The sequence below is a fragment of the Paenibacillus pedocola genome (assembly GCF_031599675.1).
GTDB lineage: Bacteria > Bacillota > Bacilli > Paenibacillales > Paenibacillaceae > Paenibacillus_AQ > Paenibacillus_AQ pedocola.
Genome location: NZ_CP134223.1, coordinates 317,030 through 340,601, shown reverse-complemented (window position 1 = coordinate 340,601; position 23,572 = coordinate 317,030). Strand labels below are relative to the sequence as shown.

The following is a 23,572-nucleotide window of genomic DNA, read 5'->3' as shown; positions in this document are numbered from 1 at the left end:
AATATGGCGTTATGCGCCGTTACTGTCTTCGAAGCATCACCTAAAAACCTTTAATCACGATTTCAATTCTATTTTTTGCTTTGGTATAAAAACTCAACTTCACCATCTAGCAAATAACGATATTCAAATAACTGCATTGTTCTTTCCCGAATTCTCTCCATAATAACCGTGTCTAGGCTTACTAATCCTTGTGATCCAAGGTAACCATTATTAATAAATGTCTTCCCTACAAATTCTGTTTCCCTTAAGTGATACTGTAACCATTCTTTCTGCGATTCAATTAGTACTTCTTTTGGTTCTCTATCCAACTTAGAAAGAAGCTTTTTATATATTTGATTCAACTCTTTATCCCAAACCTCTGTATATTTGCTTTCCAACGCCCTCCATCCAAATGTTGAAAACTCTTTGGAATTTTGAAATTCATTAAATTCCACTTCATAATCATGATCTATAGGATTTCGAAGCATTTCATTATAAAATTCCCCAGTCAAATCATAGGTCCCAATGCTCATGGATAACACTTCATTATTATTAGTATTTGATTGACCTTCCGTTATTTCTTTCGATTCTGTTCCATTACCTGTACTCACTACATCAGGAGGCAGTTCAGAATTCATTATTGATTTAGTTTCGCTGTTCAAGGTAGTCGGCTGACTAATATTTTGACAAGCTGAAAACACTATCGTTATAAAAAATAATAAGAGTATCTTACCTTTCATCAATTATCTCCTTAAATATTATCTTTAATATTTACCGGTAATGGCGTATAACTTTCTTGTTTACGAACTTCGAAAACGCTCCATACCTGAAGTATTCGCAAAGTGATTATACTATCCTGCCCGTTTGTTCAACAAAAAGCAGCCGAGCTTTTAACCGGCTACAGAGTTGTGTTTATTAAATTAACGTTTCCCGTTTGATGAATGAGAACCCTACTTTAAATCACTAAAATAATCTACGTAATATCCTTCAGAATCCCAGTAATCATCGTATTCTTTATAAATATCAATAATTTTCTCTTTAGGTGTTCCGCAACGTTTAAGAAGCCAATTCCTTATATAATGGATATCTTTATTTTCATCTTCCCAAATAAAATCTAGAACTCCTGACTCTCTCGATCCACTGTCCGGTACATAAATTGCATATTCTGATGAAAAATAACGAGCTAAATCGAAGGTAACTTTCTTTAAATGAAGTTGAAGCTCCTCCTCTAGGAGAAAGCTTCTCCATCTTATATAATGATGAAAATAACAAACCTTTTCCGAGAATGTAAAATTCATTCCGCAAGGTCCACTGATTTCCACAGTGCCACCAATCTCCTCATGAACTGTAAAAAGTTTATCCTCATCCTTAGGGTTATATGGGAGCAGGAAGTTAATGAATTCATCGACGTGCTTTAAAGCTCTAGAATTTAGTGCATGATATAATATTTCAATTTCATCTCTATTTAAATTGTGGCCTAAGAAAGCTGTGAAATCTGCCCCCATTTTCTTCCGCTCCCTTAAATCAATTTAAAAACCCCCCTTGAAGAAGAAGGCAATAAAGCGCAGGTACTGCTCCTGACAACCTCAAATCTAACACATATTGGAACTAACCTGCCTGTTAACGTAACGACAAGCAGCCGGTCTTCAAGGCCGGCTACTTATGTCTGTATTGAACTATCGTTTCCCGTTAGTTCATTACTTTTCACTACTTAGGATGGCTTCAAATATTTTTTTACCTGTAGCGTCTATCATAGTTCCTTGAGAAGGCTCTTTTTTAGTAATCCATTTTATTAATTGAGCAACATAATAATCCATAAGAGAATTCGAGAAAAAAGAATAATTGGATAGCAATACAATTCCTACACGGAGTTCCTTGTTGAAAGCTAGATAACTGTTAAAACCAGCTGAACCCCCGTTATGCCAGAGGATACCTTTATCTAGAAGTTTATCCTCACCCCAGCCAAAATAACGGTTTGAATTTCCGATCCATAAAGGGATATGACTTTTTTGCAGTGTAGAGGCTATCGGATTATCATCATTTAGATTGGCTTGGACAAATAAACTCAAATCGTTAACCGATGACTTAATCCCCCCAGCTCCTTCATGTATAGAAAGATCCCAGTGAGGGACTCTCTTCCCAGTTGAAGCATATCCATTCAAAAACCTTCTATTCTGTTCTGAATCAAGTGTAACGGCTGTCTCATTCATCTTTAATGGGCTCGTTATGTATTTTTTTAACAGTTCATCATACTTTCTTCCAGACACCTTGCATAGAATATTCCCCAGTAAGCCCATACCGATATTGGAATATCCAAATGAACCAATACTATCCGTGTAGTCAGCATTAGATAGAAAAGCAGTTAAATCTTGCTCGGTATACATTGAATAAGGATTCGATCTTTTTTTAGCCAGATTGTGGTTTGTTGCCAATGTGGGTAATCCAGAGGTATGAGTAGCAAGGCTTTTCAAGGTAATCTTATTCAAATAATCGTTTTTAACGTTTGGCACAAACTTACCAACCATGTCATCCGAGGAAAGCAGTTTTTCCCGTTCCATTTCTAATAAGAGAATGGATGTGAAAACTTTGGTTATGGAGCCGATTTCAAACAACATATGCTCAGGAGGAATCGTACTTCTCTTTTGATTATTACTGAACGAAAAGTATTCAATACCGCCCTCTCTAATAATCCCGATCGCAAGATGTAAATGTTTCTTATCTTTCGTGTAATCTGAAACTAAATTATGTAAATCCTTCATAGTAACAGCTACTCCTTTTAGTTTTATGATGCTTACAAAAATCCTCGGTTGTTGAAATCACGCTAATCAACCTATTTTGGATGCTGAATTATGGATTCGTTTCCATTTATTTATATTCCTGCTCATTACTTCAATTAGAAACGGCAGCTGAGCATTAGACCAGCTACCGTAGTGTATTAAACAATTGTTTCTCGTTAACGTAACGATGTAATGATTTACCTCTTTAAGTCTAACGATGTCCCCCAAGAGGTTTTAATTGATGGCTTGGTCTGTAAAGCCAGTGGCAGCACGAAATTTTCTTCATCAAACTCTAGGATTAGACATTCATAGTTATCATCTCGTTTTATATGAATAATGCTGATATTTTCTAAGCAGTAATTGGTTATTTCTTCATTTTCAAAATAAAGTCTTAACTGGCCACCTCGGCTTGCTTCTTCAAATTCGAATACAGCCTTTATATTATTCCTAACTATTTGGAATGAAACTGATGTATATTGCCATGGAATACCGTCATCACTAAGCTTTGCTTCACATTCAAACAGGTATTCTAATTCATACAGTTCCGGAGTTTTCATTGCTGGCCCCCACAAATTCTCTTTAATGTCCACCCAATAATACCACATTATTGGAACTAACCTGCACGTTAATAAAGCCAGCCGGTCAAAGTGATCGGCTGGCTTCTTGTCTTTATTGAGCTATCGTTTCCCGTTAGCGTATCGAACTTTTTTTGACCCAGTTAGACATATTTTGTCAGGCAATAAGTCATGTTGAGTCTGATTACCCTGTCTTTATGTTGTGTATTTCATTAAGATATCAACGATTTTTTAAATCAAAAGCTTTTTCTAGTGCAGCCGTATCTTCAAAGATTTGAAAAAACCTTATCTTCTCTTGTTCTACTTCACAAATGATTGCCCAATCACTCTCGAACACTTTCCCAGTTACGTTGACCTTAATGCGGAAATTCCCCCATGCACATGCCGCTTCCTGATTACCAATAAGTTTGTTTAGAACAAATCTCTCTATTTGCTCTGTTTCTTCTAATATTTTTAAATATTTTCTAACACCTTCTTTACCATGAAATGTACCATATAAAGGAATTTCCTCAGAGGTTTCTTTTTTAAGAATAATAAAATTCGCTTCCTCATGAACCATTTCGATCACTTTATCAATCTGTTTGCTTCCTAGGGCTTGAAAATAACTTGTTAGCAGTTGTTGGGCACTTTGCATGGTCTGCTAATCTCCTTTCGGTATAGGCATAAGATTTACACACGCCAATATTAACATATTTCACCAGATGCCGCCGCCCAGCTTAGCTGTATTTCCCCAGTATTCCGGCAAGCATGAGCTTCAGCTCCTCCACCAGTTCAGGCGGTTCCTGTACTGTCGCTTCATGGCCAAGGCCGATCGTAAATCTGGCGAAAAAACGCAGGTTGTTGCCGGGAACCTCCCCCTCCAGCCAGCCGGTGCCATCCTCACGGGTATGCAGCAGAGAATCTGACCACACTTCCGCTTCGCAGGCCTGCACCCCTTCACCCGTCAGCTCAATGTACAGCCTGACCTGATTCCGGCTTTTTTCCGGTTGCAGCCCCCCGCTTTGCTCCGCCGCGCCGTATTCATTCCTGTTCCCCAGATGGACCTGCCGCAGATCCAGCGGTGTCAGCCCCGAGGAATCGTAGTCAACCGAGTGAATCCGGTCACAGCGGAACACACGGATGTCCTTGCGCAGAAAACAATATGCCGGACAATACCATAATCCACTGCTGGCATAAATACCGATGGGCTGAATCGGCCGCAGGCTGCGCTCGCCTTTGGATTCGTAACCGATGAGCAGCACCTTTTGCCCTATGCCCGCCTCCAACAGGACCGACAGGTAAGGGAACTCCGCCTGCCGCGCCGGGGTCAGGAAATCAATCCGGTTCTTCAGCTCATCAATCCGGTCACGGACATCCCCGGACATATAGTTATAGAACTTGTGCAATGCGGAAAGAGACTCTTCCTTGAAGGGCAGATACTTGTAATGGCGCAGGGCATGGCTGGCAAAAAAAATCGCCACCGCCTCCTCCTCCGTAAAGGCAATCGGCGGAAGAATCCGTTCATTCAGCACCTGATAGCCCCCGTGGGGGCCCACCTCCGAATACAGCGGAACCCCGAGTTCGCCCAGCTCCTGCAGATCCCGGAGAATGGTCCGCGTAGACACCCCGAATTCATCGGCCAGCTCTCTGACCGTAAATTTACGCTTGCGGTTCACGGTCATCATCAGGTCCAGCAGCCGCTTCGATTTAGACATGGCATAGACCCCATTTACTTTTATATTCATGACAGTAACTGTCACTATTATAGTCTACAATGAAATCAAAGCCCAGCAGAAACGGGCTAATCTACAACTATATAAGTGAAGTTAAGAATGCGGAGCTACATTTTTAAGTTCACTTCACAAGGAGCGATAAAGATGACGATTGAAGTAAATCCGTTTATCCTGCTTGAGGGAACTGCGCGCGAAGCGGTTTCTTTCTATCAGGAGAGTCTAGATGCCAAGTTGCTTTTCATGCAAACCGTAGGCGAAGGCCCGCAGAATCCTGAAGCCCCCATGTCTGACGAAGAAAAAGCGCGCATTGCCCATTCCGTGCTGAAGATTGGCGAGACCACAATGTTTATGGCCGACCTGGAACCGGGGCAGACGCGGCAGACCGGCAACGGCCTCAATCTCTGTATTTCCACTGATACTGCAGAAGCTTCGGAACAGCTATACAACACCTTGAAAGAAGGCGGGCAGGTCGACATCGAGCTTGGCCCGGCCTATTTCAGCCCGGCCTACGGCATGGTTACCGACAAGTTCGGCGTGACCTTCCAGATCTTCACGAAGCGGCCGCGTTAGTCAGCCAGCACGCTGGATTATGATGAGAAGAACAGCCTCTGTGCGGCGTCTTTTCAAGACAAAATGCCATGACATTCTACTGGAGTAGAGCGTCGTGGCATTTTCTTTTTTTCACGGAAAGTAAAGATCCGGCCTATATCTAAAAATTAAATAATATCCATAAAATTAATTATTTGGTAAAATTAAGGTTGTCTTTACATTTTCACAAATACATAAACGGAGAGTTCCCATGAACAAGAAAAATCTAATGAACAAGAACATTTTTAAGACCAGGAAAACAGGCTTTGCTGTCATTACCGCACCCTTAATCTGCTTGCTGTCCGCCCTGCTCTTATCCTCCTGCAGTCCAAAGAGCAGTCTTACCCTGGACTGGAAACCAGACTTACAGCTCGTGAAGCAGGAAATGCGCCAGAAAGAGGTAAGCCTTGCAACGAACAGCGGGCGTGCCGCGGCATTCGGCAGCAAGATCGATGCAATTATCGGCAGACTCCCGGACTATGACAACGATGACCAGGTCAAAATTGATCTATCCAAGGCGATTGCCTCACTTGGGCAGGTGCACACCAATCTGGGGCTGGCGGAGGAAAAGGTGCTTCCGTTCAGGCTGTATATGTGGCAAGGGCGTTTATATGTCATCGACACGCTAACCGGCTTTCGAGAAGTGTTATATACAGAGCTTGCTAAGATTAACGGTCATCCTGTCAGTGATGTAATGGCTCAGCTTACAGATGTCATCTCCCGGGATAATGAACAAGGACTGCTGGTGAACATCCCGCGCTATATCATCCGGCCATCCATATTACATGGGCTGGGGGCTATTGAGGACAAGAGCAAGATCAGCCTGACCTTCAGGCAGGAGGACGGAACGGATATCAAGAAGACAGTTCAGCCGGTTTCCCAGAACGACAGCACACTACTAAATTTAATCAGTCCGTATAAGGATACCTTATTGTCATCAATCAACAGTAAACGGATTTACAGCTTTACGAATTTGTCCGCAGAGCAGACGTTGTATGTGGCGTATAACAGTTGTGCCGAAGACTCTGAATATCCGGTCAAGCGATTTGTACAGGACATCAAGACATCACTAAAGACTTCGCCGGTGCAGAAAGTCATTGTGGATTTGCGGGCTAATTCCGGTGGAAATTCAAGTGTTATACATCCGCTGATGACAAGCTTATTGCAGGATCCGGTACTCAAAAATCATGTGCTTGTCCTTATCGGGCGCGGCACCGCTTCTTCAGCGATGTTGAATGCCTATGAATTCCGTGAGAATCTGCAGGCTAAGCTGCTGGGTGAGCCGACCAACGGAGACCCTAATAAGCCTGGGGAAGTCCAGCTCCTGCAGCTTCCGGAGACCGGACTTACTGTCACCTACAGCACCAGCGAGTTCCATTTCTCCGACTCAGCGGATGATGCACTGATGCCTGATATCCCCGTGGACTATACAATCACCGACTATAGAGAAGGAAACGACCCGGTACTGAGTGCCGCGCTGGCCTACCGCTTCCAGGACTGACGCCTTTCAATACTTTCAATACAGTGCCCGCCACAAACAAGACCTTCAAGATCTTTACGAAGCCGTTGCGTTAAGCGCTTATCAAGCCCCGTCCTTCCCACATGAAGGATGGGGCTTTTTTTCGTCTGCAAATTCGGCTATGCTTTCTGAAAAAATGTCACATTCCCGCTCCATCATCCGTTGTACAGATTGAAAGGGGGTGAGCAGCCTTGGAGGATGAAGTTCTGCACAAGACTATTAAACAGGTACTGGACGGCAATATTGATGAGTTCGAGAATGTTGTGCTTCTCTATCAGAAGCCGATGGTTCTCTACTGCTATCATATGCTCGGTTCTTATCCGGAAGCTGAGGACAACGCCCAGGAGGTTTTCCTCAAAGCCTACCGCTCCTTATCCAAATACAACCCTGAGGTGCCATTCGCAGCCTGGCTGTACAAAATTGCCTACCATCAGTGCATTGATGTAATGCGCAAACGGAAGCTGACGAAGGCTCTTAGTCTTTTTTACCAGGATGAGAAGGAGCACAGACCGGTGGATCAGCAGATTGAAGCTAAGTACCCGGATGAAAAGGTTCAGCGGGCGATGGCGATGTTGTCGGCGGAGGAACGAAACTTGTTAATCCTGCGCAGTGTGGAGGAAATGAGCTATCAGGACATCAGCCTGATTCTGCATCAGAACAGCACCCGTCTGCGGAAAAAGTATGAGCGGAGCGCCGGGAAATTCCGGAAATATTATGCGAATGCGAAGGGAGAGGACCGCTATGCCGGCTTACAACGAAAAGGAATTGAAAGAAATCCTTATTAATGCAGTACCCGGGAGGCCGATCTGTCCGGGAGTGTTATGAGACGGCTGTATGCCGGACAACAGACAAAGGAGCGATTCTTCATGAAATACAAAATCGGGGTACTGGTAATCACGGGGCTGCTGCTGACAGCTTCCTCCGGCTTCGCCGCAGTACATTACCAGACGTTGAACAATAAGGACGGAGAGGTAACCTATCAGGTAAAGCCCGCTGCAGAATTTCCGGCGGTTCAGCAGGAAGAGATTGAACGCCTTGATTACAGCAGGGAATTAGCCGAACAGCTGCTGCAGGAGGGTAAGGCTGCTATCTTTTACGTCGTCCCCCACAACCCCGGCGGAGTAACAGATACCCGCTCCAAGCCTGTCACCTATACCGATTTGCCGGCGCTGCAAGCAAGGCTGTCCGGACAATCCGTGTTCCTTACAGATGCTCTTCCGGACGGATATTCTTTCCATAGCGCTTCGGTCTATTACAAGCCGGTCAATCTGCTCAGCCCTCCCTCCCCTACCGAAGCGGCAGCTACCGCAGACAAGCTGCGGGTGATGGCAGAGCAATCGGGCCAAGACTATGCCATGCTTCCGGTGGAGCTGTCGGATCAGCTGCTTAATATGACAGCAGCCTACCGGCAGGGAGAGCAGGAAATCACACTCAGTATCAGCAAATCCGCCGGCCCCGCTACCACCTATGTGGATGAGAGTGTTGATTTCACCGCAGAGAAGCTGGTTGTACACGGGATAGAAATGATTTACACCCAATACAAGGGCGGCAATAGCCTTACATGGTCTGCCGGGATTCCCGGCGGGCAAGAGCTCCTGCATTATCAGATGGATGAGATGAGCGGGCAGTATTTCAGTAAAGAAGAGATGGTCCGGTTGGCGGAGCCATTTCTGAAGTAGACCCGGAAGGTTCCGCCAAAGTATTCCCTCTTAATACAGTGCCCGCCATAAATAAAAGGTGGCGTAAGCCTCCCAGCCGCGCCAAGGCACCGCCAGTTCCAGCAGCTCGGCTGGCGTAGGTTTGCGGTCCATGCCGGTGAGGAATTTCACCGCATTCTGCAGGCCCACATCGCCTACAGGGTATGCGGTGGTATCGCGCAGGCAGCGCATCCGCACATACTGCGAGGTCCAGGGTCCGATCCCGCGGAGCTTCAGCAGCCGCTGCTCGGCGGCTTCCGGGGACGGCAGGGCCAGCAGCTCTTCCCGGCTTAGTCCGCCTCCGGCAATCAGCGCAGCTACCTCCAGCACGGTCCGCGCTTTGTTACGGGTCAGCTGCAGGCTGCACAGCTCTTCCTGTGTGACTGTCAGGAACACCTCCGGCCGCGGAAAATGATAATAGGTGTGTCCTTCCCACTCCAGCGACTCCCCGTATTCAGCGGTGAGCCGCTGCTTCAGCCTGTAGGCAAAGGCCAGATTCACCTGCTGGCCCAGTATCGCCCAGCATAAGGCTTCGAACAGATCGGGGATCCCGATGATCCGCAGTCCCCGCTCACTTACAGCCAGCGGCCGGAGCAGCGGGTCTGCATCAGCGATCCGGTAGAACGGGGCCAGATCGCGGTCCAGATCGAACCATTCCACAATATAGCGGGCCAGATCAGCAATAGCCTCCGCGCCAGGACGAACACCGGCCAGTAAGGCAGCCGTCAGGCGCAGCGGCTGATCCTCCGCTACGGTCAACCTGACCAGCGCAGGCGCTCCTTCCAGAATAAACAGCCGGTTGACCCCCTTACTATCTGAACGGAACAAACACTCCAGCGGCGAGCGGTTCATATAGGCCAGACAAGCGCCCAGGTCAAAAAACTCCGGCAGCGGCAGCTCAAAAAGCAAATCGTTCATGACCCGCCGCCCCCACATGCGTAATGCCTTCCAGCGCCAGCAGCTCCTGCTTCAGCTTCAGGCCGCCCCGGTATCCGGTTAATGTGCCATTAGCGCCAATGACCCGGTGGCAGGGCACAATAACCGGTATCGGGTTCTGCCCGTTGGCAGCGCCCACCGCACGGACTGCCAGCGGTCTGCCGATCTGCACGGCAAGCTCCTTGTACGTAGCAACACCGCCGTAAGGAATCTGCGTCAGCCCTGTCCAGACCTCCTGCTGAAACGCGGTTCCCCACAGGTCAAGCGGAAGGCCGCTGAAGCTGACCGGATTTCCGGCGAAATAGCTCTCCAGCAGATTAGTAACCCCCATATCGGCAAAAACCTCCGCGTTCTCTTCCAGCTCATTAGAAGGGGCATACATATTCAGCCAGCCAGCCGGCAGCCGGCCCTGATCCTGCTCATAGGATACCCGGATCAGGCCCTTATCACTGGCCCATAGGGTCCATCCCCTGTTCCCGAGACGAAGCGTATGGTGATAGATCTTAACCGGCTTAGCGGTTACGCTATTCCTGTTGTTCTTCATGAGAAGTCCCTCCCTTGTATTGATTACGGTAGTCTGTCGGCGGCCCGCCGTTCTTGCGGGCAAACCAGGCGGCGAAATGGGATGCGCCCTGAAAGCCGACCGCCCGACCGATTTCAGCAACCGGCAAATCCGTAGTTGCCAGCAGCCCGCAGGCCTTCGCTATCCGCAGCTGATCCAGCTTCACGGCTGGAGACTGCCCGGTTACACGAGTATAGGTCCGTTGCAGGTGAAACGGGCTGACCTTCAGCTGCTCAGCCAGCATCGGCAGCGTAAGCTTCTCTGCAAGCTGTGCCTCCATAATGGCGTCCGCCTGGGCGGCAAGCACCGCGTCAGGCCGGAGCACGCCGCCTTCCTCCGGGCGGCATCGTTTACAAGGGCGGAAGCCGGCACGGGTCGCCTCCTCTAAAGACGTATAAAACTGTACATTTCCGGCCTTAGGCGTTCTGGCCCGGCAGGACGGGCGGCAGACAATACGGGTTGTAAGCACCGCTGTATAATAGACCCCGTCATAAGTCGGTTCACGTTTTACTACCGAATCATAGATGCGCTCAAATGTTATCTGGTCCATGTGAAATCACCTCATACCGCCAGTATAAACGATTGCTTTTCCCTTATGCAGCCATTTGGAATAGGAGAGCAAGATTACGACAGTATGCCGCAGCCCGGCAGCCTTCCACTTTAATACTGCTGCCTGCACAGGATTATCCTCTTAAAATATGATAATATGATAATAATTTCCATTAATTTGAATCAGGAGGGACTTATGCGTAAATTCACATGGCCATTAGGCAGTATTATTCTATCCATTGCCCTAATATCCGGATGCAGCACTAATCCGTCCGGTAGCAATAACCAACCCGACAATGAATCCCATGCCAGCAAAAGCGCCGCACCCGCACCGCAGAGCACAGCACCAGCAGCCGAGTCCGCCGCCCCAGCTAAGGAAGACATTCCCCCCCGCTGAACTGGAGGCAGCCAAGAAAGCCGCCACCGAATATAAGAACGCCGAGTACACGGTCAAAGCCTCTGTAGATATTATGTCTATCGAGTCTATAGGGCAGCGTAACGAAGTCATGAAGCCTTATTTTACAGCGGATTTCTACCAAAAAGCAGTCAGCACCCGCTACACCGCCCTGCCCTTGCAGGTCGTCCACAAGCAGCAGCTTTCGATCCAGCCGGACAAGCTGCAGCTCACACTCAATGACGGCCACAAGCAGGATATCGCCGAGCTGAAGTATACTGTGGATCTTGTACTGCTGAATGAGAAGGGCCAGGAACAGCAGCGTGTGCCGTTGGAGGGAATTTTGACGTTATTTAAGATCGAAGGAGCATGGCTGGTCCAGGGAGACCGGTTCGACAATGCTGCGTTCAGCAAGCTCATAAACTAATAGGCCGCTACAAGTTGAGACGGCTATGCCGTCCTTACAAGGTCGGTGTCCGTTTCAGCGAGAAAGATAAGGAATAATTAATTCGCGAAGCATATCAATTCTTATCTTTTAAAAAAAGAACCCTCCGGATAACGCCATTACAGCGTACGGAGGGTTATTCTCTCTCTAATTTGATTCTTTATAATATATATAATTACAGTTGTTAGAAGAATTTATTATATTGCTGCCTTTTGAGCCGTCAGATCAGAAGGGCCATCAGCTACCGGAGGATTTTTCTTCTTCATATAGCCGGAATAGTAGGCCGTAATGATTGGAACAAGGATCGAAGTCACGATTACGGAAGCGGCTACCAGCGCGGTTGCAGTTTCTGCTGCGGGCAGGAATTCCGGCTTCATATTTGCTACCAGCATCGGGTTGGCTACAGCCGCACCTGCGGTACTGGAAGCAGCGAGTCCGGCGGTACCATTACCGCGGCCAATGAACTTGTCAGCAAGAATCAGCGGTACACCAGTAATAATGATTACTACAAGGCCTAGCAGAATGCCCAGCAGACCTGTATCTACAATGACACCAAGGTCAATTGAGCTGCCCAGTGCGAAACCGAAGAACGGAATGAGTGTCTGTGTTGCTTTGCCGAAATAGGCACGAAGGTCATGATCAAGGTTACCCAGCAGAAAACCAACCAGGAACGGAAGCACTGCGCCCACGAACACATGGGGTTCAAATACGGCTACACCGGTACTGCCCAGAATCAGCATGGTAACAAGCGGGCCGGATTCAAGCGACATCAGTACGAAGGCACCGGACTCTTCTTTGGTACCATACTGCTGCATAATGGAGGCATACAAGCCGCCGTTGGTCATATCCATTGCAGAGATAATTGCCAGTACCGATAAGCCGGCGAAGAATCCGGTCTGCACACCGCCCTCAGGCAGGAACTGGACAGCAATCAGGGCAACAACCCAAGCTACAGCGATTTTGGTCAGCACCAGCGTACCGGATTTGCGCAGTACAGTTCCTGTTGCCCGTACGTCAATCGCGGCGCCCATACAGAAGAACCAGACGGCCAGAATCGGCACCGTACCTGTCATAAGGCCTTTCGTGAAGCCGCCAAAATATTCGCCCGCGTTCGGGAAAGCCGTGTGAATAATGGCTCCAAGGAACAGCGGCACCAGCATCATTCCGCCGGGAATTCTGTCGAGTGTCTTTTTAATTTTCATATCGTTTGATCATACCCTTCGTCTAATATAGTTAAGAAATCGATTAAATTAATTTACATTTTTTACTTATTATTCCTCGGTAGGGCGCAGCAAACCAGTCCCTGGAGTTTCCCCCTGAGCTTATTTGCCTGACCGCGCTTTCATTTCAGTTACGGCTTAGTCCCAGCTCCGGAATCATTTTGGAGAATAAATCATCACTTTCCTTGAGCTGCCGCGAGAACGCCTTACCGTCCGTAACCAGCAGTCCAAGCCCGTTCATTGTCATAGCTTCGCGGAAGGTTCTGTCTTCCGTTCCCTTAATAAAGGCCTGTGCCAGCAGATCCGCAATGGCATCCGGTGTATCCTTTGGTACAGCAAGCCCTCTCCATGTACTGGTGAAGTTCACATGTATTCCGGTCTGTTCCTCCAGCGTAGGCACGTCCGGCAGCGCTTCCGAGCGTTTGTCGGCATTAACGGCCAGCGTCCGCAGCTTTCCTTCATCCACGTATTTCTTCACCTCGGCAGGACTTACCGGTACCGCATCGACAAAACCGTCCATCAAGGCAGAGACGGCAGGCCCCGCACCTTCAAAAGGAATATGTGCAAACTTCACACCTGTTTCCCGTTCCAATGTTACGGCGGCTAAATGCCAAATGCTCCCCGTTCCTGCGTTTCCCATTTTCAATTCACCTGGATGCGCTTTCGCAAAGTCGAGAAATTCATTTACGGTTTGCCACGGCGCTTCGGCTCTTACGGTAATGGCGGAAGGATCAAAATTCGTTTGAGCGATGGGTTTAAACTTCTCATAAGTAATCGGCAATAGTCCCAAATGCGGCAGAATCGTTAGTTCAGCCGGCAGAAACGTAACCGTATAACCGTCAGCCTTGGCATTTGCACCCTCCATGAGTCCGACGGAACCTCCGCCTCCTGTCCGGTTAAGTACAATGACCGGCTGGCCCAGAACTTTCTCCGTAGCTTTGGCTAAAGCCCTTGCTGTAGTATCCGTTCCTCCGCCGGCGGCATATGGCACGATTAATGTGATCGGTTTCTTGGGGAAATCGCCACTTGTGCCCCCGCTGCTGTTATATCCGTTCATGCGGGCTAAGGTGAAGAGAAGCACAGCCATAATTACGGCTGCTGATCCAATCGCAATCTTTGTCGTCCGTTTCACAGGCCATCCCTCTTTCTCCATTCTTGTGTTGGGCAACTGACCGGAACCGTTACTATATATATTCCGTTCTATCCCCTGTGCTCCACCCCCTGAATCCTTTGGACATCAGCCGCGTTTTTGGCAGCTGTGAAAGTTTTCTCAAATAGAACATTACCGTATACAGAGGGTGGGCGGCAATCGTATTATCTTATTCCGAATCCTCAGAAACGCCGGAACCATGCGGTTTTGGCAGATCTGCATACTGATTGGAAGATTTGCTGTTCTCCCGGAACTTGCCCGGTGTTATCGATTTGCTCTTACGGAAGACACGGATGAAGCTGTTCTCGTTCTGGTAGCCGACAAGCTGGGCAATCTCGGATACTTTGAGGCTGCTGCCCTGCAGAAGCTCGCAGGCTTTGTCCATTCTCAGGTTGGTCAAATAGTCATAAAGGGTCGTCCCGGTCTCTTCCTTGAAGATTGTGCTTACCGAGGACACACCCATATTCACATGGGCGGCGATATCCTGAAGCCCGATATTCTCCTGCAAATGAGTCGCCATAAATTCAATCAAATTCTGCACCAGCAAATATTCCTTGGACTGCCGGTGCACTTCAAAGGCACTCGACATCTGGTCAACAATACTGCACAGCATCTCTTCTATATCGTTAAGATCAAGAGTCGTAACCTGATACCAGGTATAATCCGCCAGCTCCGCCGGTAGCGTGTACCCTCCGGATGCGGCAATGTTGATGATTTCCTCCAGCAGATCATTCAAAACGCGGATAACCTTCTGCGGCTGTACTTCTTTTTTGCGCAGTTCGGCCGACCATCTATGCACCCACTGCCGGCCTGTAGCAGCATCGGAAATTCTCAGTGCATGCAGCACTTCCTGCTTCCAGGCATCATCAGCTGCTCCGCTGCCCTCATCAAGCCTGCCCTCCAGCCCGGAATAGTCGCGGACACGGCCATATCCTTCATACAGCCGGTAGGACAACGCCATTTCAGCTTCCGCATAGGACCGGGCTACCTGCGCAATCACCGGGGCCTCAGTACCGACCCCTATGGATACAGATATTTGGAGTACCTCGGCTATAATATCAGCCATTTTCAGCGCTTCTTCATGCAGATTCTGACTGCCGCTCCCGCCTTTGGACTGCAGCAGCAGGGCCACACAGTCCTTCCGGGGTGCCGTCGTAACAGTCCGCCAGGAAGGCTCGAAAAACTCAACTACAATGTTATTCATCGCATATTTAAGCAGCTGCTGATCCTCTTCGGTATAAGCTGTCACCCAATGTGAATGACGGTCGATGGAAATGATCAGACTTTCAAAGGGGCCGGGTTCCCAGCCGGCAAAATAATGCTCCCACTTGGTTTCCGTTTCCTGCTTGCCGATACTCCGGGTAATCAGGTCGCTGAGGAATTTGGAGCGCAGCTCAGGGAGACTCCACTCCGCGACCAGTGATTTACTCTGGAAATCCCCGACCAGCTTGCCGATTACCGGTTCCAGATCATAGAGATTGCCGTGGCCTGTCCCCTTTTCCTCAGGGCTGAGCAGCTTGCTGATCCGTTTAAGCGGCCGGAAGGCGGCAAAATTGTAATAATAAATCGCCGAGCACCCGACCGTGATCGAGATCAGCGACAGCATCAGCATCATATTGCGTGCTGTGGTTACGTTCTTCAGCAGCTGCTTCATCGGAACCAGCGAAACCAGCCGCCAGCCGGTGACATTGGAGAAGGCCTGATTGGCCATATAAGCCTGCCCTTCAATTTGGACATGGGCAAACGGGCTTACATCGATTTCGGACAGGACATCCTTCATTTCCTCCAGCGGGAAAGGCAGATTGAGCTTCGGATAGATCAAATCTCCCTCCAGGTTGTACACAAACTGATAACTGGACAGATGGGTGTACATCTTGGAGAACAGCGTATCGTAGTCAAGATCGATCAGTACTGCTCCGGTAACCTCCCCGTTCTGGACAATCGGCCGGGCGAGCGAGAGGAGCTCGGTATTGGTCAGCCGCGTATCCGTACCGGTGTAGAGCCTTCTTTTGATCAGGAGCGGCTTCTCCTTAATTTCCTCCAGCCATTCGCTCCAGGCATGCTCCGGCGCATCCTCCCAGGAGGCTCTGTAGCCATATCCGCTTGAAACAACGGAATGATCCTGAAACTTAATCACACTGATCGAATGGATATCGGGTTCCGCCACCAGCGTATTCAGCACATTTTGCGGCTCCGCTGCGGCAATCCCGGCATGCTCGGCATCTGTAGAAATATAAGCCAGGATCTCCGGGTTAAACGATAAATCGACCGCTTTGTTATCCGCTTCCCGGAATGCCCGGTTCGTCACATCCAGATTGATCTGCAGCAATTCAACATTCGGTGTATTCAGTTCAGTATCCAGCGCCTGCCGGTACTCTCTGTAGGAGAAAAGGCCAATGATCGTGATGCATAGTGAAACACTTAATGTCAGTATCAGAATCAGACGGTTCTGTTTATTGTTAAGCAGGTATTTCAGTTTAAATCGCAACATTGGCAGTGCTTCATCCTTCCGCTATATAGATTGAACTTAAAAGAATAATCCCAAGTTCAATTTATTACATCCCTTGAGTATCAGACCTTAGAACAGCAGGGTTGTCCTGCAATATGGAGCATATCATACTCTTTAGGATTTTAGAGAAATAGAGATTAAATTGTCATAGATAAATTTGAAGCTAATTACTACATATGGCCTATTGGAATGCCGGCACCGGCGATTTATAACTTAGCCCAAACAGGGCACTCGCGTATTCTATTGCATTTTCCGCAGCAGATCACCCTATTACTTGGCCAAAAAATGAGGTTGTTGTACTTTGTACAGCAGAATCTTGTGATTTAGCTCTTTTCAGCTAGATCAAATAAACGCATATTAGCGGGGGTCATCATTGAGTCAGGAAACTGCTCACTTATTAGAAACGAATGAGTAGCAAGCTCATCCTTTTTAGGTGCTATAATAGGGGAACAAAGCAGGAACAAAGAATATTTTGCTACAGGAGACCGATTGCGATGCAGCCAAACTATGCCCTGGATGATGCCGAATGGGACAAGCTCATTTCGGATGCGGCCTATTATTTCGATGATTTAACCCTGAAGCGGGGATTTCAATATTATAAGCAGAACCGGGTACAGACATTCTCCATCAGTGAACCCCGGAAAATGAGGGCAATGGTTGAAGGCCGGGAGAACTATGGCGTCTATATCAACCTGGACAATTTCCCCGGAAGTTATTGCGACTGTCCGGTGGACGGCCCCTGCAAGCATATAGCAGCGGTACTCATGTATTATGCTGATGCGCAAAAGCGGTCCGTAGCTTCCCTGGCAAATGCCAAGGCGGTCATCAGCCGTCCCAAAGCAGCCGCTGCCAGCGCCGCGGTTCCGGCAGGAACCGGGAGCCGCAGCGCCTTGGTGAAGAAGCTCGGCGGACTCATTCCCGGAGGGACAGTGGCCCAGTGGCGCGAATATCTTCAGCTGCTCACCGCTCCGCTCGCGCATACGGTGCGGAACCCCCAGTATGCCGACAGGGCACTGGCCGCCATTGCCGAGGCGAGGCCGGAGCTCTCTCCTGCTGCCGGACTGCTGTTCAAGCTGCATGCCCATCTCTTCATCCTGGAGAACCTGCTGAAGCCTGCCATGCCCGCAGCAGCAGCCCCCGTCCTAGGCTATTCGCTCGGCTATTATACCGCCGTGGCCGTCTCTGAGCTGCAGGCCGCTGTAACCCGCCTGATGAATACTACGCTGCCGCTGGCGGAGGAACCCGGAGAGTGGCAGCGGGTAATGGATACCTTATCCTATTTGCGGCAGGAGATGCTGACGGAAGCGCGTGACCGCTCGCGCGATCAGCCGTATTTCTCCGCCTGCTATGAACTGCTCTGGAGAAAATGGATTGCTCCAAACACGGACGGAGCGGTCCTCTATTCGGAAGAGCTGGATGCCCTGCGCCAGGCCGGACAGGAACTCGGAGCTGCGCACTCGCCCCAATCGCTGCTGCTGGCTGAGAGCCGGATGTATTACCTGCTCAGCGATGACCGGGCGGCGTGGGAGCTGCTCCGCAAGACAGCGCAGCGGTCCGGCATTTATCCGGATGAGCTGATGAGCTTCCTTGTCCCGCTCGCCGAAGCCGGGCACTGGTCACGCCTAACATCATGGCTTGCTGAAATCGGCCCCCTGCTGACCAGCCGGTTGTACAACCTCAGCGATTATGCCGGGTACTGGAAAGAAGCGGTCCGGCGTTTACCGGAGACAGAACCGCTGATGTGGGACACGCTGTCCGGCATGCTGCCGATATCCCGGGAGATTTACGAAGACCTGCTGCTCGACTATGGCAAATGGCAGGACTGGATGGATTATCAGTTATCCTCCGGCAAAGCCCCTTCCGATTTCCGTGTCAGCGATCTCCAGCCGCTGGAGAAAAATGCGCCGGAGCTGCTGCTGCCCTTCTATCACCAGGCCGTAGAACGATTTGTGGTTGAGAAAAACCGGCATAGCTATAAAGCGGCCGTCAAACTGATGAAGCGGTTAGCCAAGCTGTATAAGAAGCTTAAACGCGAGGAGCGCTGGGAGGAATTCTTAGAAGTCTTCACCTCCCGGAACAGCAGGCTGCGTGCCCTGCAGGAAGAGCTGCGGAAAGGAAAGCTGATCCCATGAGCAAGTATATGCGCAATATTACCGTCCAGCTCGCCCTGACCAAGTACGGGGATGCCCTGATCTATGCCGTCGACGACAGGGACGACTATGTTCCCGGTGTTCAGCTGAAGCAGAAGCTGTTTGCCTGGCATGAAGAGTCTTTTTATGGAACGGAGCTGACCCTGCAAAACGCGGATGGCGTGGAGCTGGTAGTCCTGCCTGCCGAACAGGTAGTCCCGTTCTTCGCGGATCTCCGGCTGCTCCGGCATGTGGGCTGGAGCTGGCAGGGCGATGCCGCCCTGCTGACCGAGCTGGCTCCGGCCGTCTCCAGGCTGCTGGCAGAGAAGCAGTATGTGCCAAGCTTCGCCGCTTACCGCGAAGGCCAGCTCCAGTGGAACTGGGACGACAAGGCCCTCCAGCTGCTGGCCGAAGGGAACGACAAGCTTGGAGCCGCGCTGCGCGGGCTCGCCGAACGGCGCGGACTGGCCGAGGGGCTGGGCGCCGCCTTCTCAGCGGCGGTGTTCCAGCGCTACTACGGCACGGAAGCCGAAGCCGGCGACCTGCGCAGCGAATTCCCGCTGCTGTTCAGCAGCAGCGGAGCGGCAGCTCTAGGCATGGACGCCGAGAGCTGGCTGATGTCTATCGGCTGGAAAGCCGACACCGCGCCGTTCCGGCCGGCGCTGCAGCTGCTGGAGCCGGACGCGGACACGTCCTACTGGCGGCTCCAGCTGCTCTTGCAGGACAAGCGCGATGAATCCGCGCTTGTGCCGCTGCGGCTCACCGGGGACGGCGAGCCGCACGGCCTGTGGCCCGCATCTTGGACGGTCCACGTCCAAGAGCGGGCGGCCGGGTGGCTCTCGCGGCTGCGTGAGAGCCTGCCCGGCGGGCACATCGGCCACGGGGACGATGTGCTCGGGGAACCGCTCAGCGACGCGCTCGCGTGGCGGTTCCTGACGCAGGACAGCCGGCTGCTGCTGGAAGCCGGCTGGCAAGTGCTGCTGCCGGCGTGGTGGGAGGCCGCCAGCCGCCGGAAACCGCGCCTGCGCGCCAAGATCAGCTCCGGCGAGGGCAGCCGCGGCGGCGGCAGGTCGCTGTTCGGGCTGGATGCGCTGGTCGATTTCGACTGGCGCATCTCGATCGGCGACGCCGACCTCACAGAGGCGGAGTTCGCCGAGCTGGTCGCCCGGGGCGAACGGCTCGTGCAGTTCCGGGGCAAGTGGATTCCGCTTGACCCCGCTCTGCTGGCCCAGATTCAGCGGGCCATGGCCGGGATGGACAAGTCCAAGGGCTTGTCCTTCCAGGACGTGCTGCAGCTGCATCTGCTCGGCAGCGGCGAAGAGGAATTAAGCGCGGAAGCCGCAGCGGAGCAGGCTGAGGAGCAGGCGGCCCGCTTCCGGCTGGAGGTGGAGCTGAACGAGCATCTGGTCCAGCTGATCGGCCAGCTTGGACAGCGTGACCAGTGGCCGAAGCCGGCTGTACCGGCCGCACTGCAGGCCGAGCTTCGCAGCTACCAGCATGAAGGCTATGCCTGGCTGGCCTTTCTCCGCCGCTTCGGCCTCGGGGCCGTCCTGGCCGATGACATGGGCCTCGGCAAAACCGTGCAGCTGATCTCCTATCTCCTGCACCTGAAAGAGCTGGCGGCTGACCCGGCGGGCGGCCAGCCGCAGACGGATCCTCCGGGCTGGCCGGCACTGATCATCTGCCCGACCTCCGTGCTCGGCAACTGGCAGAAGGAGCTGCAGCGCTTCGCACCGTCCCTGAACGTCATGCTGCACTATGGCAGCAGGCGGCTGAATGCCGGGTACTTCTACGGCGCAGCCTCGCAGGCCGATGTAGTCTTGACCTCCTATGCCACGGCAGCACTAGACCAGGAACTGCTCCAGCAGTTCACCTGGGCTGCAGTATGTCTGGATGAAGCGCAGAACATCAAGAATGCCGGAACGAAGCAGTCTGCGGCGGTACGCAGCTTCCCGGCCCTGCACCGGATTGCCCTGACAGGAACGCCGATTGAGAACCGGCTGTCGGAGCTATGGTCAATCTATGATTTTATTACACCGGGCTACCTGGGCAGCGCCAAGTCCTTCCAGGACCGGTTCGCGAATGCGATAGAGAAAGAACGGAATCCCGAGCGGACAGCGGATCTGCAGCGGCTCGTGAAGCCCTTCATGCTGCGCCGCAAAAAGAAAGATCCGCATATTCAGCTGGATCTTCCCGACAAAAATGAAATGAAGACCTATGTCAACCTGACCGCAGAGCAGGCGGCCCTTTATGACCAGCATGTAACCGGGCTGCTGGAGAAGATGAATAAGCTGGAAGGCATTGAACGCAAAGGGGCTATTCTCGCCGCGTTAACCAGCCTTAAGCAGCTTTGTGATCATCCCGTACTGCTGACGAAAGAGGCCTTGCCAGATCCGGCCGCGGAAGGCGGGCCGGGCACGGCCTCCCTGATTGAGCGTTCCGCGAAGCTGGAACGGCTGCTGGCGATGGTGCGGGAGCTGCGCGAAGAGAACGAACGCTGCCTGATCTTCACCCAGTATGTCGGCATGGGCCGGATGCTCCAGTCCGTGCTCCAGCAGGAGCTGAAGGAACCGGTGCTGTATCTGAACGGCAGCACCTCCAAGCAGGCCCGCGACCGCATGATTGAGCAGTTTCAGGCCCCTTCGCCTCCGGACGGGTCTCCGGCTTCAGCCGATCAGCCGAATGTATTCATCCTCTCACTGAAAGCGGGCGGAGTCGGCCTCAATCTGACCGCAGCTAACCATGTCTTCCATTTCGACCGCTGGTGGAATCCGGCTGTGGAGAATCAGGCCACGGACCGCGCCTACCGGATGGGCCAGACCAAGGATGTGCAGGTGCATAAATTCATCTCGCTTGGAACCCTGGAGGAACGCATTGACGAAATGCTGGAGAGCAAGCAGCAGCTCAGCGATGATGTCATCTCCGGCTCAGAGAACTGGATTACCGAGCTGTCCACGGATGCGCTGAAGGATCTATTCACCCTGCGCCGGGAATGGGTAAGCTGATTTGCCAGAAAATAATGGATGTGCTAAGATGGACTCAACTTTTAGGAACGGAGGGTTGCAAATGAATGTGATAGATTTTATCCGGATTCGTACTTTGCGCGGCTAATTCAGATATGAATAGCGCTAAAGTTCTGCCCATGTGCAGAGGACTCAGGATAGGTCTATCCATTTTTAAAGGCAGCCCGCAGTTTGACCGGGCGGACAGGGAATGTTGTGCCGCCTTCGCCTTTAGAAATCGCACTCCCATAGAGAATTGATCACCTTAACCGCGCAGGTTGGAATAGGCCGCCTATTTCCGTTTGCCGGTACCGGATGCTTCGTTCAGTTTCTCTGTGGGGTGCGCCAGCTGGTTGATGCCGTGCATGTAATTGCATGGCCTGCCCAGACTATTCTATTTCCTCTAATTCAAGCACAGGCAGATTACCGCCTGTGCTTTTTTCATGTCCGTTTAGCCCCTTGTCCCTTAGTCGAGTCCGTTTAGTCCGGACCGTACCACTCGCCGCTTACGCACATACAAAATTTCAGGAGGTTGATGAATAGATGGAAGCCACACAGCAACAGGCCATAATCGTTGGTGTTCAACTGCAAAACGAGACGAATTTCGCATACTCGATGGAGGAGCTCCGCAATCTGGCTGCCGCCTGCAATATCAGGGTCATCGGTGAGCTAAGCCAGAAGGCCAGCCGGGTTAACCCTTCTCACTATCTGGGTACCGGTAAAATTCAGGAGCTGGCAGCAATGATAGAAGATGAGGACACAGTGATTATCTTTAATGATGAGCTGACTCCTTCGCAGATCCGTAATCTGGAGTCGTCCCTGGACCGTCAGGTCATTGACCGGACGATTCTGATTCTGAATATTTTTGCAGAACGGGCCAAAACCAGGGAAGCACAGCTGCAGGTTGAAGTCGCCCAGCTGCAGTATATGCTCCCCCGCCTCACCGGAATGCGCGAATCGCTCGGCCGGCAGGGCGGCGGGTCGGGCCTCAAGAACAGGGGGGCCGGTGAAACGAAGCTGGAGCTGGACCGCAGAAGAATCGAGGAACGGATTACCGCACTGCAGGCCGAACTGCAGAACCAGGTCGAACGGCGCCAGATTCAGCGCAGGCAGCGGCGCAAGAATGAAGTGCCGGTAATCTGTCTGGTCGGATATACCAATGCCGGCAAGTCCAGCTTGTTGAATGCCATGGTAGAGGAATATCATCCCGGCTCGGGCAAGCAGGTATTTGCTAAGGATATGCTGTTCGCCACATTGGAGACGTCGGTCCGCAGCATTAAGCTTCCGGATCACAAAACCTTCCTGTTAACCGATACGGTAGGTTTCGTCAGCCAGCTGCCCCATCACCTCGTCAAGGCCTTCCGCTCTACACTGGAGGAAGTGACCGAGGCGGATCTGCTGGTCCATGTCGTCGACGCTTCCGATCCGCAGCATGAACAGCATATGGAGGTAACGGCCGAGACGCTCAAAGCACTGGGAGCAGAGGACATTCCCACGGTGTATGCCTACAATAAAGCCGATTTGACCGGCCGGCCTTATCCTGTTGTGGAAGGAGATTCCGTCACCCTCTCCGCCAGACAGGGCAGCGGAATCGCCGAGCTTACCGGACTGATCCGCGGACATGTCTTTAATGACTACATTCAGTGTGAAATTCTGATCCCGTATGACCGTGGCAGCATCGTTTCCTATTTCAATGAACATGCCCACGTCCAGGAGGTCAGCTATGAAGAGGATGGAACAAAGCTCCTCCTGGAATGCAGAGCCGCTGACTATGAGCGGTTCCGCGGTGATTTCAGAGAGCTTTCGCATTGACCGGTTTACGTTAAAAG

General features: G+C 51.1%; 20 protein-coding genes. 8 read left to right on the top strand and 12 right to left on the bottom strand.

Annotated features, from left to right (window positions below):
• Positions 1 to 68 precede the first annotated feature (68 nt).
• The 6 genes from QU597_RS01490 to QU597_RS01465 form a co-directional block, all read right to left on the bottom strand.
• Positions 69 to 719 (bottom strand): lysozyme inhibitor LprI family protein, encoded by a 651-nt coding sequence (locus QU597_RS01490; protein WP_310831051.1) that lies wholly within the window; start codon positions 717 to 719, stop codon positions 69 to 71.
• A 210-nt stretch (positions 720 to 929) separates the two neighbouring features.
• On the bottom strand, positions 930 to 1,484 hold the full coding sequence (locus tag QU597_RS01485; RefSeq protein ID WP_310831050.1) for a hypothetical protein: 555 nt from the start codon (positions 1,482 to 1,484) through the stop codon (positions 930 to 932).
• 192 nt (positions 1,485 to 1,676) lie between these two features.
• The gene (locus QU597_RS01480; protein WP_310831049.1) at positions 1,677 to 2,738 is read right to left on the bottom strand and encodes a serine hydrolase domain-containing protein; all 1,062 of its coding nucleotides are present in this window, start codon (positions 2,736 to 2,738) and stop codon (positions 1,677 to 1,679) included.
• Positions 2,739 to 2,953: 215 nt separating this feature from the next.
• On the bottom strand, positions 2,954 to 3,346 hold the full coding sequence (locus QU597_RS01475) for a hypothetical protein (RefSeq protein ID WP_310831048.1): 393 nt from the start codon (positions 3,344 to 3,346) through the stop codon (positions 2,954 to 2,956).
• A 205-nt stretch (positions 3,347 to 3,551) separates the two neighbouring features.
• The gene (locus QU597_RS01470) at positions 3,552 to 3,965 is read right to left on the bottom strand and encodes a nuclear transport factor 2 family protein (protein WP_310831047.1); all 414 of its coding nucleotides are present in this window, start codon (positions 3,963 to 3,965) and stop codon (positions 3,552 to 3,554) included.
• A gap of 82 nt (positions 3,966 to 4,047) precedes the next feature.
• Complete coding sequence (locus tag QU597_RS01465) at positions 4,048 to 5,025, bottom strand: helix-turn-helix transcriptional regulator (protein ID WP_310831046.1); 978 nt, start codon at positions 5,023 to 5,025, stop codon at positions 4,048 to 4,050.
• A gap of 162 nt (positions 5,026 to 5,187) precedes the next feature.
• Between QU597_RS01465 and QU597_RS01460 the strand changes: the two genes are divergently transcribed.
• From QU597_RS01460 to QU597_RS01445, 4 genes are all read left to right on the top strand, one after another.
• Positions 5,188 to 5,613 (top strand): VOC family protein, encoded by a 426-nt coding sequence (locus QU597_RS01460; RefSeq protein ID WP_310831045.1) that lies wholly within the window; start codon positions 5,188 to 5,190, stop codon positions 5,611 to 5,613.
• Positions 5,614 to 5,842: 229 nt separating this feature from the next.
• Positions 5,843 to 7,132 carry a S41 family peptidase gene (locus QU597_RS01455; RefSeq protein WP_310831044.1) on the top strand — a complete coding sequence of 430 codons (1,290 nt, stop codon included), beginning with the start codon at positions 5,843 to 5,845 and terminating at the stop codon, positions 7,130 to 7,132.
• Between the two features lie 209 nt (positions 7,133 to 7,341).
• Positions 7,342 to 7,935 carry an RNA polymerase sigma factor gene (locus QU597_RS01450; protein ID WP_310831043.1) on the top strand — a complete coding sequence of 198 codons (594 nt, stop codon included), beginning with the start codon at positions 7,342 to 7,344 and terminating at the stop codon, positions 7,933 to 7,935.
• An 81-nt stretch (positions 7,936 to 8,016) separates the two neighbouring features.
• The gene (locus QU597_RS01445) at positions 8,017 to 8,829 is read left to right on the top strand and encodes a hypothetical protein (protein ID WP_310831042.1); all 813 of its coding nucleotides are present in this window, start codon (positions 8,017 to 8,019) and stop codon (positions 8,827 to 8,829) included.
• Positions 8,830 to 8,859: 30 nt separating this feature from the next.
• Here QU597_RS01445 and QU597_RS01440 read toward each other — a convergent pair whose 3' ends face one another.
• The 3 genes from QU597_RS01440 to QU597_RS01430 are packed head-to-tail and all read right to left on the bottom strand — an operon-like array spanning position 8,860 to position 10,895.
• A complete protein-coding gene (locus QU597_RS01440) occupies positions 8,860 to 9,765 on the bottom strand; it encodes a DNA-3-methyladenine glycosylase family protein (RefSeq protein WP_310831041.1) in 906 nt (301 codons plus the stop codon).
• A complete protein-coding gene (locus QU597_RS01435) occupies positions 9,746 to 10,327 on the bottom strand; it encodes a methylated-DNA--[protein]-cysteine S-methyltransferase (protein WP_310831040.1) in 582 nt (193 codons plus the stop codon). Before QU597_RS01435 ends, QU597_RS01440 begins: the two co-directional genes overlap by 20 nt.
• Positions 10,308 to 10,895 carry a bifunctional transcriptional activator/DNA repair enzyme AdaA gene (locus QU597_RS01430; protein WP_310831039.1) on the bottom strand — a complete coding sequence of 196 codons (588 nt, stop codon included), beginning with the start codon at positions 10,893 to 10,895 and terminating at the stop codon, positions 10,308 to 10,310. Before QU597_RS01430 ends, QU597_RS01435 begins: the two co-directional genes overlap by 20 nt.
• Before the next feature lie 304 nt (positions 10,896 to 11,199).
• On the opposite strand from QU597_RS01430, the gene QU597_RS01425 reads away from it, so the two are divergent.
• On the top strand, positions 11,200 to 11,715 hold the full coding sequence (locus tag QU597_RS01425) for a hypothetical protein (protein ID WP_310831038.1): 516 nt from the start codon (positions 11,200 to 11,202) through the stop codon (positions 11,713 to 11,715).
• Positions 11,716 to 11,930: 215 nt separating this feature from the next.
• Here QU597_RS01425 and kdgT read toward each other — a convergent pair whose 3' ends face one another.
• From kdgT to QU597_RS01410, 3 genes are all read right to left on the bottom strand, one after another.
• Positions 11,931 to 12,935 carry a 2-keto-3-deoxygluconate transporter gene (gene kdgT / locus QU597_RS01420; RefSeq protein ID WP_310831037.1) on the bottom strand — a complete coding sequence of 335 codons (1,005 nt, stop codon included), beginning with the start codon at positions 12,933 to 12,935 and terminating at the stop codon, positions 11,931 to 11,933.
• Between the two features lie 145 nt (positions 12,936 to 13,080).
• Positions 13,081 to 14,010, bottom strand: a complete 930-nt coding sequence (locus tag QU597_RS01415; RefSeq protein WP_370656248.1) for a tripartite tricarboxylate transporter substrate binding protein — start codon at positions 14,008 to 14,010, stop codon at positions 13,081 to 13,083.
• Between the two features lie 262 nt (positions 14,011 to 14,272).
• Positions 14,273 to 16,594 carry a helix-turn-helix domain-containing protein gene (locus QU597_RS01410; protein ID WP_310831036.1) on the bottom strand — a complete coding sequence of 774 codons (2,322 nt, stop codon included), beginning with the start codon at positions 16,592 to 16,594 and terminating at the stop codon, positions 14,273 to 14,275.
• Between the two features lie 512 nt (positions 16,595 to 17,106).
• Here QU597_RS01410 and QU597_RS01405 point away from each other — a divergent pair.
• The 3 genes from QU597_RS01405 to hflX all read left to right on the top strand — a co-directional run bounded on the left by QU597_RS01405 (position 17,107) and on the right by hflX (position 23,555).
• Positions 17,107 to 18,744, top strand: coding sequence for an SWIM zinc finger family protein (locus tag QU597_RS01405; protein WP_310831035.1), 1,638 nt, complete (start codon positions 17,107 to 17,109; stop codon positions 18,742 to 18,744).
• Positions 18,741 to 21,746, top strand: coding sequence for a DEAD/DEAH box helicase (locus QU597_RS01400; protein WP_310831034.1), 3,006 nt, complete (start codon positions 18,741 to 18,743; stop codon positions 21,744 to 21,746). The genes QU597_RS01405 and QU597_RS01400 overlap by 4 nt, the downstream gene beginning before the upstream one ends.
• Positions 21,747 to 22,286: 540 nt before the next feature.
• The gene (gene hflX / locus QU597_RS01395; protein ID WP_310831033.1) at positions 22,287 to 23,555 is read left to right on the top strand and encodes a GTPase HflX; all 1,269 of its coding nucleotides are present in this window, start codon (positions 22,287 to 22,289) and stop codon (positions 23,553 to 23,555) included.
• Positions 23,556 to 23,572 lie beyond the last annotated feature (17 nt).

What these genes read in the sequence shown, in the direction of transcription:
- QU597_RS01490 (WP_310831051.1), bottom strand. Translation starts at nt 719, where the DNA reads ATGAAAGGTAAGATACTCTTATTATTTTTTATAACGATAGTGTTTTCA.
- QU597_RS01485 (WP_310831050.1), bottom strand. Translation starts at nt 1,484, where the DNA reads ATGGGGGCAGATTTCACAGCTTTCTTAGGCCACAATTTAAATAGAGAT.
- QU597_RS01480 (WP_310831049.1), bottom strand. Translation starts at nt 2,738, where the DNA reads ATGAAGGATTTACATAATTTAGTTTCAGATTACACGAAAGATAAGAAA.
- QU597_RS01470 (WP_310831047.1), bottom strand. Translation starts at nt 3,965, where the DNA reads ATGCAAAGTGCCCAACAACTGCTAACAAGTTATTTTCAAGCCCTAGGA.
- QU597_RS01465 (WP_310831046.1), bottom strand. Translation starts at nt 5,025, where the DNA reads ATGTCTAAATCGAAGCGGCTGCTGGACCTGATGATGACCGTGAACCGC.
- QU597_RS01460 (WP_310831045.1), top strand. Translation starts at nt 5,188, where the DNA reads ATGACGATTGAAGTAAATCCGTTTATCCTGCTTGAGGGAACTGCGCGC.
- QU597_RS01455 (WP_310831044.1), top strand. Translation starts at nt 5,843, where the DNA reads ATGAACAAGAAAAATCTAATGAACAAGAACATTTTTAAGACCAGGAAA.
- QU597_RS01445 (WP_310831042.1), top strand. Translation starts at nt 8,017, where the DNA reads ATGAAATACAAAATCGGGGTACTGGTAATCACGGGGCTGCTGCTGACA.
- QU597_RS01440 (WP_310831041.1), bottom strand. Translation starts at nt 9,765, where the DNA reads ATGAACGATTTGCTTTTTGAGCTGCCGCTGCCGGAGTTTTTTGACCTG.
- QU597_RS01435 (WP_310831040.1), bottom strand. Translation starts at nt 10,327, where the DNA reads ATGAAGAACAACAGGAATAGCGTAACCGCTAAGCCGGTTAAGATCTAT.
- QU597_RS01430 (WP_310831039.1), bottom strand. Translation starts at nt 10,895, where the DNA reads ATGGACCAGATAACATTTGAGCGCATCTATGATTCGGTAGTAAAACGT.
- QU597_RS01425 (WP_310831038.1), top strand. Translation starts at nt 11,200, where the DNA reads ATGCCAGCAAAAGCGCCGCACCCGCACCGCAGAGCACAGCACCAGCAG.
- kdgT (WP_310831037.1), bottom strand. Translation starts at nt 12,935, where the DNA reads ATGAAAATTAAAAAGACACTCGACAGAATTCCCGGCGGAATGATGCTG.
- QU597_RS01415 (WP_370656248.1), bottom strand. Translation starts at nt 14,010, where the DNA reads ATGAACGGATATAACAGCAGCGGGGGCACAAGTGGCGATTTCCCCAAG.
- QU597_RS01410 (WP_310831036.1), bottom strand. Translation starts at nt 16,594, where the DNA reads ATGTTGCGATTTAAACTGAAATACCTGCTTAACAATAAACAGAACCGT.
- QU597_RS01405 (WP_310831035.1), top strand. Translation starts at nt 17,107, where the DNA reads ATGCAGCCAAACTATGCCCTGGATGATGCCGAATGGGACAAGCTCATT.
- QU597_RS01400 (WP_310831034.1), top strand. Translation starts at nt 18,741, where the DNA reads ATGAGCAAGTATATGCGCAATATTACCGTCCAGCTCGCCCTGACCAAG.
- hflX (WP_310831033.1), top strand. Translation starts at nt 22,287, where the DNA reads ATGGAAGCCACACAGCAACAGGCCATAATCGTTGGTGTTCAACTGCAA.